Origin of the sequence: Paenibacillus roseus, from assembly GCF_016424485.1 — a bacterium.
Taxonomy (GTDB): domain Bacteria; phylum Bacillota; class Bacilli; order Paenibacillales; family Paenibacillaceae; genus Paenibacillus_D; species Paenibacillus_D roseus.
This window is the reverse complement of the sequence record NZ_JAELUP010000103.1, coordinates 774,336-788,771: the sequence shown is the minus strand read 5'-3', so window position 1 is coordinate 788,771 and position 14,436 is coordinate 774,336. Positions and strand designations below refer to the sequence as shown.

The window sequence follows — 14,436 nt, the reverse complement described above, 5'->3', positions numbered from 1 at the left end:
TTTGCCGTCCTTTGACGGGCAAAAACTTCGTTTCGCGGAGAAATAGAAGCCATTTATAAAAAGAAAATTTATAAATTCTTATGGCTCAACCTAAAAATTAATGGTTGACATCGAGGAAAGAGCAGCGAAGGGGCAGAGGAATTCTGGAGAAACGAACGTGGTCGCCTTGAAAGCCCGATTCCCCCTGCTAGCCTCTATCCTATAAAGGAATCGGGCTTTAACAGCGATCGGAAGAATCCTCTGCCTCGCAGCGTCCCCTCCACCTGGAGGTCAACCACTAATTTTGGTTTTGAGCCATTCTTATATTTTCAAAAAAAATTGAAACCTGATTATATATTAGACGTATTCTATGGTTAAGGCAACGTAGCTAAACACGCCAGGGATCAATTGCTGTTCACGGCTGTTTCGGCAACCATGCCATCTAATGTCATTAGGAGGAGAAGAAAGAGATGAAGAAGTTGATGCTGCTTATGATGGCGTTTACACTGTTCCTTGCCTTTGCTGTGCCGGACAGTGCTGATGCCAAAAGAGGAGGCGGAATGAAATCAGGCCGCTCCGGGTTTACACAGACGCCGAAGAAGCCTGCGGAAAATGTACAGAAATCCGATGCTTCCACCGCTTCGAAATCGCAAGCTGCGACGACAGGGTCTACTGCTAACCGCGGACTGTTCGGCGGCGGCGGATTTATGAAAGGCTTGATGATCGGCGGACTTGCCGGCATGATGTTCGGCGGATTGTTCGGCGGCATGGGCTTTATGGGTGAAATTCTCGGATTGCTGATCAATGTATTCGCTATCGTCTTGCTGTTTGTTGCGATACGCGCAATATTCAATTACTTCCGGAATAACAAAAAACGTGTAGATGACAACCGGAGACCTTTCTAAATATGATGAAAATTTTTACCGATGAGCTGATCAACGCTGTAATTATGCATATGGCTGATCGTAAAGGCGTGCCATACTCCGCTGTAGAGGTAGAGCTGTCCATCGATGATGAGCATGGCTTCACGGCAGAGGTGTGGGTCAATCAGCGCAGCCAGTACCTCGTTGAATCCAATATTCTCGAAGCTGTCGAGCAGTATATGTACAAGCAGTACCAGCTTCGGGTATTCCGTTCCCAGATTCGACTGGATGCGGACGATGAGGAGTTTTTTGCAGAAATTTCAGATTCATAGTTATTGAAGCAACAAGCATCAGTACCCTGCCTTTTGGCAGGAGCGCTGATGCTTATTTTAATATCCGGGGCATATTCCTGCTATTCGGCTATATTTCCCAAGTAACTCTCCCCTTCTGACAGCGTCTAACGTAATAGATTTATAGAAGGAGAGTGGCGAAGTATAGCATGAACAGTAGAAAATGGTTGGCAGCGATAGCGCTGATGCTCCTGCTGGGCATTCAAAGCGGACTCAGTCCCCTCGCCCATGCAGCAGCCGGTACGACAGCATACCGGGTATATCAAAATGACAATCTGCTTAAGGAGTTCGTATCCAAAGATCAGGCCGTCGGCTATGCGAAATACTTTGAATACAGTCATGTCGAGCGGATTAACGGACGCGAATGGGTATGGGACAATTACCCGCGTTACAAGGTTTATCAGGATGGGACAAGCCGCACCGACTGGGAATACAGAACGTATAGCGAGGCGCTGAACAAAGCAAAAACGATGAAGGACGTACATATTCGCGATTTGGAGCAGCCCGGCTGGGTATACAGCGACTATACGACTTATCAGCTTTACCAAGGAGATAAAACCTATAACAGCTGGGGATTCTCCACTTTGGCGGCAGCGAAAAAAGAAGCTGCGAAATGGACAGGCTCTCATGTAATGAACAAGGTATCAAACAGTTGGGTATGGGACAACCTTTCCGCTTCCATGAAGGAGGAGCAGCGCAAGTCCGCCCCAATTTATGAGCTGCTGGTCGATCAACAGCCTTCCGGCGAAGTCTACAGTTATCTGTACGATGCAATCGCTGCGGCCGATCAGAAGCCCCGAAGCGCAGTCCGCAATTTGAAGACCGGCTTAATCGTTCATTCTACCACTGCCCCATACCGGGCTTTACAAAATGGACGCGAGTTGGGAACCTTCTTCAGTTTGGACAACGCCGTTAAATTTGCACAATCGACAGCTTTAACTCAAATTGTGAAAGACAACAAGATCTATTGGACCAATGTACCCTACTTGCAGGTGAAGCAGGGCAGCCAATCGCTCGGTTATGTCCACCTGAAATCATCCGCCATCAAACTGGCTTCAGGATACTCCGACTCTTATACCGTGAACGCAGACGGACGTAGAATATGGAGCAATCCCAAGCAGCTTCTATATCTCGGATGGAACGGATCTTCCGCTTCCTCCACGATTGTATCGCAATTATCCGGGACGCAAGGGCTGGATTTCAATTCGCCAACCTGGTTTGAGCTCTCTTCCGCCGATGGGAAGCTGACGGACAACTCCGATGCAGTACTCGCGCAGAAGCTCAAACAGCAGGGCATCAAGGTGCTCCCGCTTGTTCACAACCAGTTTGATGCGGCGCTTACCACAGCTTTTCTAAAGGATGCGAAGGCGCAGGAGCGCTTTATTGATGCCCTTGTAAGCAGGCTGTCTGCACTCGGTGTTGCCGGAGTGAATATTGATTTTGAATTGATGTCCGGGAAGAACCGGAATGCCTATTCCGCCTTCGTGGCCAAGCTTGCACAACAAGCGCATGCCAATCATTTGCTGGTTACCATTGATGTACCGCGCGGCAGCCTGTCTTGGAACCACTTGACCGCCTTTGACAGTGAGAAGCTTGCCGCTTCTGTCGACTATATCATGATCATGGCTTACGATCAGTATTGGTCCGGCAGCGATTCCCCAGGCTCAGTATCGGGTTTGAAGTGGGCAGAGGAAGGCATACAGGAATTTCTGTCTTACGGTATCCCCCGCAGCAAGCTTATCCTTGGCATTCCCTTCTATAGCAGAGAATGGAAGCTTGATAGCCAGAGCCGGATCATCTCCAGCCGAGCTGTACCGATGAAGGATATTCCTTCACTGATTGCCCAGACCGGAGCGCTTGCCTCGTATGACAGCCAGTTCAGCCAGACCAAATATACGTATCTGAAGAACGGGTATACCTATGTATTTTGGGCTGAAACGGCGGAGACTGTACAAGCCCGGCTGAAGCTTGCCAAAAACTATAGTTTGGCCGGCGTCGCCATGTGGCGTCTGGGCTACGATAGCCCGGAATTGTGGCCGATAATGCTCCAGCACAAATAACGCCAACTATATGTAAGCTGCGAATCTTTGATAGCCTCTTGTCCGACGTGGATAAGAGGCTGCTTCACATTCCCGTTGCCAGTCGATATTGCATACTTCCACATGCATCGAAATCGGCTGCTGTTCTTGTTTTTGGGCATGAAACAGGGACTTGTACAATATAATCTGGTATATCTCAAGTGCCGGAGGATAACCATGAACGATTTTGTGCAGTTATCTGTAGCCGCATCTGTTTGCACGGTGCTAGGCGCTTTGCCAGCGCTCCTGTTCAAGCATGTTTCTCACCGCGGCAAAGATATTTTGCTTGCCTATGCAGCAGGCATTATGGTGGCCGCTTCCACCTACGGGTTAATTCCTTCTGCGCTTCGCCTATCCAATATATATGTGCTCACAGCAGGAATTTTGCTCGGCACACTGCTGCTGACCGTACTGGAGCTTTACATCCCCCATGCTGATCCTGACCATTCCCTCAACAAGTCCCAAAGACTGGCTCCACCCTCCAATGGCAGTCGCTACTCCCTGCTTCTAATGGCGATGGTGCTGCATAATCTCCCGGAAGGACTTTCCACAGGAGTCAGTTTGGCTTCCAAAGATACAGACCTCGGATGGCTGGTCACCCTTGCAATCGGTTTGCAAAACGTGCCTGAAGGGTTCCTTGTTGCTCTGTTCCTCATTACGCAAGGTACTTCCAGAAGTTTGGCCCTCCTCTATTCTGTGCTTATCGCTTCTACGGAGTGGCTGGCCAGCGTAGCTGGCTATCTGTTCGCATCCAGGTTGGATTTCCTTATTCCGTACGGACTTGCCTTTGCAGGCGGCGCCATGCTGTATGTCGTGTACAAAGAACTGATCCCCGAGAGCCACGGGGACGGCAATGAAATTCCTGCCACCATTGCTTTCATTGTCGGTACCATAACGATGATCGGGCTGACAACATTGCTTGAATAAACTTAAATATAATTCAGCAAATTTTAAGATAAATTTAAGGGAATCAATTTGGAAATCCTTTACATAGAATGCTATAATAATTTTCAGAGATAGTTTCATAGTTTTGGTTGTTATCCTAAAAAATGCGTAAGGAGAGAGGAAAAGCAAAGTGATTAAAAAGGGGAAGTTGGCAATTGTAGGGATGTTGGCGATGGCACTTGTTGCAGGCTGCAGCAGTGGCGGGAATAGCGGAAAGCCCGAGGAAAACTCGACTCTGAAAGTGATGTATTATGACGAACAATCCTTCTACAACGAATACGGCATGCTGTATTCCGCTCTCAATCAGAATGTGGAGATTGAAGTTATCACACAGGGCAATAGATGGGGGAACAGCGAGCCGGAGACAGAAGAAGAACGGGAGGCTAAATTCCAACAGCTTATTGATGAGAAGCAGCCGGATGTCCTGTTCATCGATGCCAAGCAATATGAAAAATTCAGCCAAGATGGCAAACTGCTTGACCTGGGACCGCTGATTGAGCAAGATAAATACAATACGGAAACATTGATTCCGGGCATGCTGGACTTCCTGAAGGAAAAAGGCGGCGGCAACTTGTACGGTCTGTCTCCCTCCTATTACAGCCAGGCCTTGTATTATAACAAGACGCTGTTCGAAAAACACGGCGTTGACTTGCCTGTTGATCGGATGACTTGGGAGGATGTATTGGCCCGTGCTGCCCGCTTCCCGACTGACGGCTCACCGGAAGAACGGATATATGGCTTCAAAGGAGGATATGATTCCAGCTTGTTCCAGCTAGGCATGAATATTGGCACAACGCTTGGACTCAGCTTTGTTGACGCCGACGGCAAGCAATTGATGATCGATACGCCTGCCTGGCAAAATGTTTTCAATACGGCTCTCCAGGCCCAGAAATCGAACACGCTTTATTTTCAGGATGCTAACATGGGCGGGAATTGGAATAATTACGAGGAATATCTAATGCGGGACCCGTTTATTTCCGGACGCATGGCTATGATGGTCGAGGGCACATATATGCTGGATCAGTTAAAGCAAGCCAAGGACGCGCTGAAGGACAAAATCAATTATGAATGGGATCTCGTGACAGTACCTGTCGATCCAAGTAATCCGGACTACACGACATCGACGGGATTTCACCAGATTTTTGCCATTAACAGTACGTCTGCGAACTCCAAGGAAGCCTGGAACTTTATCAAATATATTCATGGGGATGATTATGCCCGTGTGAAATCCAAATCGTATAACTCCGGTAATCTGAGCACCCGCACCGGCTATCTCAAAGATGATGAAGGCCATAATTTGCAGGCTTTCTATGAGTTGAAGCCAACGGAGTCTACGCTATTCAGAAGTTATTACAATCTTCCACAAGACTTTTACATGCAGTTCGACTCGCTTGTCAAGCAAAAGCTGGAACCGGTAACGAAGGGCGATGTTTCGCTCGAGGAAGCGCTTAAAGACCTTCAGCAGGAAGGCCAGCAGCTTTTGATGGAAGCTCACAAGAAGCAAGATGAGCAGAAAGAAGCGGAACCGCAAGTAACTGAACAGGGATCAGCAGTCGAGGCTCCGGCGGAAGAAGCTGTCGGAAGCTCAGGCGAAGCAAGCAGTTCGGAGTCATCTGAATAAATTACCCATGTGAACACCCCGTATCTCTGTACTTAGAGATACGGGGTGTTCGTTTGACTATATCTGTCCCCTCTTCCCTGTACCCCGCGTATAGATGAACATATGGCGGCTAATCGTGCTTTACATGCTGGAGCGTTTGGCCGAAAATCTCCTCCACGTGGTCATCGTCAACGGAATAATACACGGTTTTTCCTACCTTGCGTCTCTTCACCATTCGTACATTTCGCAGCAGTCGTAGTTGATGAGACACCGCTGACTGCCCCATCTCCAGCACCTGCGTCAAATCATGTACGCACATCTCGCTTTGCAGAAGGGCATGAATAATTTTGACCCGGGTCGGATCGCCAAGCGCCTTGAACCAGTCAGACACCTCCAAAGCCGTAGAGGGCGAAATAAGGTTGCCCTTAATTTTCCCAAGATCAAGCTCATTGCCGGAACAGGTTTCCTCGCAGGTGTCATGCAACGTTTTTTCCAAGTTTTACACCACCGTCCGTGTATAGAATATGTCCAAGATTATACCATAAACGATATAGGTAATTGTAGTTCTTACGAATAGTTTCGTGGCAAATACAGGCTTGACAAAATTGTTTATCAATTTTATCATATGAACATATATTCATATTAGTAATGAAGAGAGGTTTATGCCATGAACGAGTATCGGGTTAAAGGTCTTTCTTGCGCCAATTGTACACAAACGATGGAACAGCAGATCAGGAAGCTTGAATACGGGGATACTGCCCGACTCAGCTACAATTCTGCCAAGCTCTCGCTTGACCCTCAGGTTTCTTTGGATAAAGTCAAAAAAATATTGAAAAGCGACGGCGCTTATCTGGAGGAACTTTCTTCCTCTGCTCATAATCGTCAGGAGCTTGCGCACGGACATGACTCTTCCCATAAGCATACGCATGATGGTCATAATGCGCATGGACATGATCACGAACATAGCCATAGCCATGGAGCAGCCAGTCTGATGCGCAACTTGCTTATTGTATCAACTGTGCTATACGGACTTTCTTTTTTGCTTGATGGCCGCATTCCCGAGATTGCTCTGATCGCCGTATATTTGACAGCTATCGTACTGAGCGGCTATAAAACCTTTATTAGAGGATTGAAGAATCTGTTTTCCTTCGTATTCACAATCGATACTCTGATGACTATCGCACTCATCGGCGCAGTCGCCATTGGCGAATGGAAGGAAGCAACGCTTGTAGCCATTTTATTCGGGCTCAATGAAATGCTTGAGGACACAGGCATGGCGAAGGTTCGCAACTCGATGGAAAAACTGCTTCAAGTCGCGCCCAAGACCGCTACTGTGCTGGACGGCGCTTCCGAAATCGTCGTACCGATTGAATCCTTGCAAGCCGGACAGCTTGTCAAGGTAAAGCCGGGGGAGAAAATCCCTTCCGACGGCATTGTCGCTGAAGGGGCCGGCTCCGTGAACGAAGCGGCGATTACCGGCGAATCGCTGCCGCTGCACAAGACTTCCGGAGATCAAGTATTTGGCGGCAGTGTCAACAACGAAGGCTTGCTGATCGTACAGATTGAGAAGCCGTACAAAGACTCCTCCCTGGCCAAAATTTTGCATCTGGTTCAGGAGGCACAGGATACCAAAACACCTACGGAGCTATTTATTAACCGCTTCTCCAAATATTATACGCCGCTCATTATGGCGATGGCTGCACTTGTTATAGTGATCCCGCCTTTGTTTCTCGGGGGCGAATGGCAGCATTGGCTGTACCAGGGATTAGCCGTCCTTATTGTAGGCTGTCCTTGCGCCCTGATTCTCTCCTCCCCCATTGCAATTGTCGCAGGCATTGCACGAAATGCGCGGAACGGGATTTTGGTCAAAGGAGGCGTTCACCTGGAGCAACTCGGCAGAATCAATACGCTCGCTTTTGATAAAACAGGGACGCTGACCCAAGGCAAACCAAAAGTTCAGGAAACCATTGTCTATAATGAGCCGTTATTTTACCGTGTAGCGGCTGCGATTGAGTCCTCCTCCAGCCACCCCCTTGCCAAAGCGATTATGCAGGAGATAGAACTCAAAGGCGTCGTGTATACCCAGCCGGAAGAAGTAACTGCCATAGCCGGGCAAGGTGTCGCCGCCAATGTGGACGGTGTGCGCTATTGGGTAGGGAATGAGCAAATTATTTCTCCAACAGCTCTAAACGACGAGGTGCTCAAGCAGGCTGAAGCATTGAAAGCCGAAGGACTTACCATCGTCCTTGCCGCTGACCAAGAGCAAGTGCTCGGATTATTCGGCATAGCCGATCAGATTCGCGAGGAGAGCAGCGCTGTCATCGATGCCATTAAACGAAGCGGTATTCACCAGACTGTCATCTTGAGTGGCGACCATCAAATTACTGTAGAGCGTGTCGCTTCCGAGGTTGGCGTTACAAGAGCCTATGGCAGGATGCTGCCGGAAGACAAAGCCGCCAAAATCAAGGAGCTTTCCAAGGAAGGCAAAGTCGCAATGATTGGCGACGGCATTAACGACGCGCCGGCGCTGGCATCCGCTGATTTGGGCATCGCCATGGGCAAAGGCTCGGACAGCGCCATTGAGACAGCCGATATTGTGCTGATGCAGGATCATCTCGGCCGGCTGCCTGAAGCGATCTCAATTGCAAAGCTGGTTAACCGGATTATCCGCTTCAACATTATTGTCGCACTGGGCCTGAAGCTGATTGCCCTGCTGCTGACAATCCCTGGTCTCCTGACCTTGTGGATCGCCATTCTGTCAGACATGGGAGCTACCGTATTCGTCACCCTTGTCAGCCTTACGGTATTATCCAACCGGACTGCGCGCAAGAGCAGGTTGCAAACGGACTAACTGCGGAGAGAAACCAAATAAACCGGCCATTCAGAGCAACTCTGAATGGCCGGTTTCAGTTTGAGCATGAATCATGATTCATGAAAATGGGCAGATCAACGCTCTTTCAGACGGTAGTACAAATCATTCCAGCGCAGTTCGTTTCTCAGTTCAGAAATCCGTGTGTGCTGATCAATAACTACACACTCAATGCCTGCGAATTCAGCCCAGTCGCGAAGCTGCTCTGTCGTAGCAGCGAAGGATAGAACCGTATGATGCGCCCCTCCGGCGTAAATCCAGGCCTCAGCCGATTCGGAAAGCGAAGGCGCCGGCTTCCAGAGTACCCTGGCTACAGGCAGCTTAGGCATGTCGTGCTGTATGGCTACCCCTTCCACTTCATTAATGACCAGCCGGAAACGACCGCCCATGTCGACCAGAGACGCATTACGCGCCGATCCCTCAATTCCGTTGAATATCATTCGGGCAGGATCGGCTTTGCCGCCGATACCTAGCGGATGCACCTCAAGGCGTGGCTGATCCGCTGCAATTGTCGGGCATACCTCCAGCATATGGGAACCGAGTATCAGTTCATTTCCCTCTTCAAGATGGTACGTATAATCCTCCATAAAGGAAGTCTGCTTATTGTTGGTCAGGATTTTGATCGTACGAGTAAGAGCTGAAACTTTCCAATCTCCTTCCCCGCCGAAGCCATATCCCTGCTCCATAAGCCTCTGAACTGCCAATCCGGGAAGCTGCTTTAATCCATGCAAGTCTTCAAAGCTCGTTGTAAAGGCGCTATATCCGCCCTCCTGCAGGAAAGCTTTAAGCCCCAGTTCTATTCTCGCCTGCTCCTGAATGGCCTCCCAGCTTGACTCCTGATTGCGCACGGCCGCTGCAATCTCATAACGCTCCGTATATTCATCCAGAAGCGCTGACAGCTCATTTGCGGAAACCCCATTGACATATTGAACCAAGTCCCCTACACCGTATCCGTCTATCGACCAGCCGAACTTAATCTGCGCTTCTACCTTATCGCCTTCAGTTACGGCCACACTGCGCATATTGTCCCCGAAGCGGGCCACTTTCAGATTGTGGCTTTCCACAACAGCCACTGCCGTCTGCACCCATGCGCCGATTCTGCGCTGCACGCCCTCATTGCGCCAATAGCCTGCCACCACTTTGCGCGGCACATTCATCCTTGCATTTATAAAACCGTATTCCCGGTCTCCATGGGCAGCCTGATTCAAATTCATAAAATCCATATCGATGCTGTCCCAAGGAATATCCCGATTGTATTGCGTATGCAAATGCAACAGCGGTTTGCGCAACAAAGATAATCCAGCGATCCACATTTTTGCTGGCGAGAACGTATGCATCCATGTGATGACTCCTGCACAATCAGGGTCAGCATTAGCCTGCTGCAAGACCGCAGAGATTTCTTCAGGGGTGGTCACCACAGGCTGAACAACAATATGCCCGTCAACAAAAGGCGAGCCGTCGAGCTCAGCCGCTATCTCCTGCGAATGCCGTCCAACTTCCTCCAACGCCTCTGCCCCGTATAGATGCTGGCTGCCTGTAACGAACCAAAACACATGTTTCCGTGAAATGAGCATCTTCGTTCCTCCTATAATTACGATTATATAGACTAAGCCTTTTTAACAACTGCCCTTAAATGTACGTACATGGTAGGTTGAAATTCATAATAATTATTGTTTTTCAATTAGTTGTACATACAACTTAATTTAATTGTAATCGCTCCCGAGCAGTTTCGCAATAGCCTGACAATGCAAAATAAAAAAAACCGTATTTAGCAGCGAAGGACGCTGCTAAATACGGTTGGATATTTCATGACCACTTATGCCGGAATAGCTAATTCTTGCAATTGTTATATGAGTTGTACGGATTTAGGCTACAGCCTTCATGTGAAAGGTTCTTCCCGGGCCGCTTGCCTAGTACCTGCCGTCAGCCTCTGTCTCCTCAAAGTATTTCAGTTGGTCCATAACATTGACTAAATTTACCTGTTGGAGAGCGTTTAAGATATTGATCGCATATACAACAACTCCAACGGAAAACAGACATGCTGCAATTAGAGCCCTGAACTGCCCCAGACTTTCAAGGGTGAAAATCAGAAAAATACTATTGGTAAAGAACAGAGTCATAAACCAGATTGCGCGTGACGGTTCCCCCAAATACAGATGCCCCGCTCCCGGACACAACAGTGCGAGAAACACGGTAAGCGGCTTATTTTTCTTGAACCCAGCAGCGAGCTCCTGTTCTGCATACTTAACCGATTCCATTTCTGAACCCCTCCGGACATTTTTAAAAAGCTAAGAATGGAGCATGATCTTTGCGTAACCTGGGTTTTCAAGCAAAACGCTGCTGTCAAGCTTGCGATAGCTATATCATACCGAATTTCATCGGGGTTCAAATCCGTCCATAGTTTGGTTTAACACTGGACTTTAGTCGGGTTATTCCCATAATTTTCATGTCCAGTACCGTCGAAAACACGGCAATTGTCAAAATAGAAAAGGCCGCTCTCCAGAGCAGCCTTATGATCCTACTTGATAAACGATATTTCAAAAACCTAAAACAACGAAAGCCCTGCCTCTCTTCCATCCTTGCGGCTCCAATGACCGCTCCAGTGTGAATCGGGTTATCTATGTGAAAACATCTCATAAAATTCAAGCAGATAATATATCTTATCACGTATTTAAACTTTTGTCAATGGCATATCGGTTATTGCAAAACTTGCACTGCAGTATCAATCCGGCATCGCCGACAACGACGCGCAGCCGATCATCATCTTCCAGATCAACCGCCTCCATCCCCTGCTCATTGACATCTCCCGTTCCAAAAAAACGAACTTCATTGCCGCAATCACATGTGAACGTCAACTTCATTCCGCATAAATCCCCTTTCTTTTTATATAAAATCTTGTTTCACACTTGACAATGATACATTTTGTATCATAAATTAATAGTAACAGATATTTCATACTTCAAGCCTATTGCAACAATCAGCACAGGATTGGGTGATAAGCGTAAACGGCTTTGCCGTTCTTTGCAAGGGACGGCCAAAAGCTTCGTTTCGCTTAGAAATATAAGCCACTTATAAACGCTTATATTTTAAAAAAAGAATGCTCGTAAGGGAGTAATCACATGACGATGGGAGATCGATTAAGAGAGCTGCGACTTAGAAAAAATATCTCGCAGGAAGAAGTGGCCAGACGTGTCGGCATCACTCGTTCTGCCTATAGCCACTATGAAATCAACAACCGCCAGCCCGTATATGAAACCTTGATCAAGCTGGCCAATTTTTTTGAAGTATCCCTCGATTACATTATCGGAGGCGAGCAAAGCGGGCAAGCCAGCCCGGTAATGTCCGATACCGTAGAAATTTTCAGGCTTCTCAACAACATGGATCATGAAAAACGCAAGCGCTCCATTGACAAAATGATTAAAGTTCTGCAACAGGTCGAATAAACGTTTCGCTATCCCCAAATGAAGACGTTTTCTTGAGTTCCTTCCCGATCACTTTCAAATCAAGCACTTACTTGTACCTGCAGGCGCCGGCCGGACAAGAAGACCAGATATCCTGTACGAGAAAGCTTAGCTTGTGCAGCCTGGGAGCGTGAGGATCAAAAGAAAGCGGTTTGTAGTCAAAATCAAGGCCGTGGATGCTTACGCATCCTTTTCTTTATTTCAGTACTTCCTTGACTTCTGCCGGCAAAGTAATTGTAAATACACTTCCCGCCCCTAAAATGCTCTCCGCAGCAATACTACCGCGATGAGCATCAATAATTTCCTTCACAATTGCGAGACCGATCCCGCTGCCGCTGCCTTGAGCAGAATTTCTGGACTTGTCGTTTTTATAGAAGCGCTCGAAAATATGAGGCAAATCCTCCTGTGGAATTCCGCTGCCTGTATCCGCGACTTTTACCTCTACAGTCGCCTGCTGCTGATCGTAGCGGAACGTTAGTGCAAGCTCGTCGTCAGGACTCATGTGAGTCAGCGCATTATAAACCAGATTGGACAGTGTCTGCTTCATTCGGAATTCGTCGATCCAGAGCCAGACAGCTGACGGCTGCGTGCTGGTGTCAAGCAACTCGCATCTAAAGCGGATGTCCCTGCCCTCTATATCTACCATGTAGTAGCCTCGCAGCTGTTCCACCCAATCATCCAGTCTGACCAGGTTGTGGTGAAAAGATACTTGTCCCGCTTCCAGCTTGGAAAGCTCGAACAAATCGGAAATGAGCCGGTTCAAGCCGTTCAACTTATCCAGCATAATCCGTACATAGTGCTCCTGCTCCTGCCGGTCTTTGATGACGCCATCCTGCATCGCTTCCAGGTAGCCTTGAATCAGCGTCATTGGAGTCCGCAGGTCATGGGAGATATTCGTCAGCAGCCGTCTTCTTGAGCCCTCCTGACGCTCCAGTTCCTCATAGCTCTTCTCCAGCGCTTCATTTGTTTGCAGCAGTTCCTGGGTGCGTTCGGCAATTCTTTCCTCCAACTGCAAGTTGAGCGACTTGAGTTCATCCGACACCTCCTCGACCTTGTGCAAGGCATGAGAGAAGCGGTTGGATATAATAAACGCCTGCATCATAATGAAGAAAAATAATCCGGCGGGAATCATATCGCTTATCCCGAACCATTCATTATAAAATGAAACATCATTGATAACAGACAGGATAAATACGAACATTCCGGTCAATACGATGAGACTGCCCGCTCTTCTACGCTTGACACTCAGCACCAGTGCAATGAGTGCGAACAAACCGGTCATAATGACAAAAGACTGAAACAGCCAAAGTTGCCTGGAGAAAGTTTCCACTGGCGCCAGCAGGACAAACAGAAATAGTAGCGAACTGCCGACTGCAAGCAAGCGCACAATCCTTTTGGAAGCATCCGCAGGGAATAAAAAGTAAACGTACAAATAACCAAACAGCGGCGAAAGCGAAAACGAGATGTATTCAATCTTGTGTGAGGTCTCCCAGGATACCGGTAGCCATTGCATAATGAATACATCGCCCACTACGACAATTCTTAGCGCTATGAGAAGGCACAACAGTCCGAAATAAAGTGTAAACCTCTCTTGTCTTCGCAGGACAAACAAGCCGATATGATAAAAACCGATCATAAAAAGACTGCCGAACAGCCCCATCTGCTCGGCGGCCTCAATGGTCTGGATGTCATTCACCGCATCAACGCCGCCCAGGTAGAAATCGGTCCAGATTCCGCCGCGCCGATGGAAAAAGTTGGACACCTCAACTATGAGCTCATGCTCCCCATCCCCGTTGTAAAAAGGAACGATGTCCCGTAGTTGATCCGGCTCGCTAGATGCCTTGTCCGTCCCGACAACGCCGCCGAAAGCCATCGGCTTGCCGTCTATCCACAGCTTATAGGAGCTGGATATGTTCGGGACACGCAGCGACAATATATAGTCGCCCGGGTGAGTCTGAAATCGCAGCACATAGGTACCGTACCCAAGCCCGCTCTTAAAGCTGGAATTTGTCTCCAAATAACTGTTCCATGACCCCGGAACCTCAACATGCTGGTAGAGTTCATCCAGACTCAGGGACTGGGATTCAAGCAGACGATAGGGATAAAACCGCCATTCCCCCTGAAGCTTGACAGGCTCGCGCTCCAGATCGGCGTCTCGCAAGTCCATTTCACCCTGGACAGCATGTTGATACGGCTTGCCTGACAGCGGGGCAGCACAGCCCTGCAAGACGAGCAGCACGAGCAACGCCGCTGCGAAAGGTATGTATAGGAATGATCTGTGCATGTCTTCC

Annotated in this window: 12 protein-coding genes; 7 read left to right on the top strand and 5 right to left on the bottom strand. The window is 48.4% G+C overall.

Going from position 1 to position 14,436, the window contains the following annotated elements; translation table 11 throughout:
• Window positions 1–449 precede the first annotated feature (449 nt).
• The 5 genes from JFN88_RS20645 (at window position 450) to JFN88_RS20625 (ending at window position 5,836) form a co-directional block, all read left to right on the top strand.
• Window positions 450–884, top strand: a complete 435-nt coding sequence (locus tag JFN88_RS20645; protein ID WP_199021151.1) for a hypothetical protein — start codon at window positions 450–452, stop codon at window positions 882–884.
• 2 nt (window positions 885–886) lie between these two features.
• On the top strand, window positions 887–1,174 hold the full coding sequence (locus tag JFN88_RS20640; protein ID WP_332908513.1) for a DUF2653 family protein: 288 nt from the start codon (window positions 887–889) through the stop codon (window positions 1,172–1,174).
• A gap of 167 nt (window positions 1,175–1,341) precedes the next feature.
• On the top strand, window positions 1,342–3,252 hold the full coding sequence (locus JFN88_RS20635; RefSeq protein ID WP_199021150.1) for a glycosyl hydrolase family 18 protein: 1,911 nt from the start codon (window positions 1,342–1,344) through the stop codon (window positions 3,250–3,252).
• Window positions 3,253–3,447: 195 nt separating this feature from the next.
• Window positions 3,448–4,197: a ZIP family metal transporter gene (locus JFN88_RS20630; protein WP_199021149.1), complete on the top strand. Its 750-nt coding sequence runs from the start codon at window positions 3,448–3,450 to the stop codon at window positions 4,195–4,197.
• 148 nt (window positions 4,198–4,345) lie between these two features.
• Window positions 4,346–5,836: an ABC transporter substrate-binding protein gene (locus JFN88_RS20625; protein WP_199021148.1), complete on the top strand. Its 1,491-nt coding sequence runs from the start codon at window positions 4,346–4,348 to the stop codon at window positions 5,834–5,836.
• A 109-nt stretch (window positions 5,837–5,945) separates the two neighbouring features.
• Here JFN88_RS20625 and JFN88_RS20620 read toward each other — a convergent pair whose 3' ends face one another.
• Window positions 5,946–6,311 carry an ArsR/SmtB family transcription factor gene (locus tag JFN88_RS20620; protein ID WP_199021147.1) on the bottom strand — a complete coding sequence of 122 codons (366 nt, stop codon included), beginning with the start codon at window positions 6,309–6,311 and terminating at the stop codon, window positions 5,946–5,948.
• Between the two features lie 171 nt (window positions 6,312–6,482).
• Between JFN88_RS20620 and JFN88_RS20615 the strand changes: the two genes are divergently transcribed.
• Window positions 6,483–8,666 carry a heavy metal translocating P-type ATPase gene (locus tag JFN88_RS20615; RefSeq protein ID WP_199021146.1) on the top strand — a complete coding sequence of 728 codons (2,184 nt, stop codon included), beginning with the start codon at window positions 6,483–6,485 and terminating at the stop codon, window positions 8,664–8,666.
• A 95-nt stretch (window positions 8,667–8,761) separates the two neighbouring features.
• On the opposite strand, the gene araA is transcribed toward JFN88_RS20615, so the two are convergent.
• The 3 genes from araA to JFN88_RS20600 form a co-directional block, all read right to left on the bottom strand.
• Window positions 8,762–10,258 (bottom strand): L-arabinose isomerase, encoded by a 1,497-nt coding sequence (araA, locus tag JFN88_RS20610; RefSeq protein ID WP_199021145.1) that lies wholly within the window; start codon window positions 10,256–10,258, stop codon window positions 8,762–8,764.
• A gap of 336 nt (window positions 10,259–10,594) precedes the next feature.
• Window positions 10,595–10,942: a DUF6677 family protein gene (locus tag JFN88_RS20605; protein ID WP_199021144.1), complete on the bottom strand. Its 348-nt coding sequence runs from the start codon at window positions 10,940–10,942 to the stop codon at window positions 10,595–10,597.
• 405 nt (window positions 10,943–11,347) lie between these two features.
• Entirely contained in the window at window positions 11,348–11,545 is a 198-nt protein-coding gene (locus JFN88_RS20600; RefSeq protein ID WP_199021143.1) for a hypothetical protein, read from the bottom strand.
• Between the two features lie 258 nt (window positions 11,546–11,803).
• Here JFN88_RS20600 and JFN88_RS20595 point away from each other — a divergent pair, with 258 nt between their 5' ends.
• Window positions 11,804–12,127: a helix-turn-helix domain-containing protein gene (locus JFN88_RS20595; RefSeq protein WP_199021142.1), complete on the top strand. Its 324-nt coding sequence runs from the start codon at window positions 11,804–11,806 to the stop codon at window positions 12,125–12,127.
• Window positions 12,128–12,341: 214 nt separating this feature from the next.
• On the opposite strand, the gene JFN88_RS20590 is transcribed toward JFN88_RS20595, so the two are convergent.
• A complete protein-coding gene (locus tag JFN88_RS20590; RefSeq protein WP_199021141.1) occupies window positions 12,342–14,429 on the bottom strand; it encodes a sensor histidine kinase in 2,088 nt (695 codons plus the stop codon).
• Window positions 14,430–14,436 lie beyond the last annotated feature (7 nt).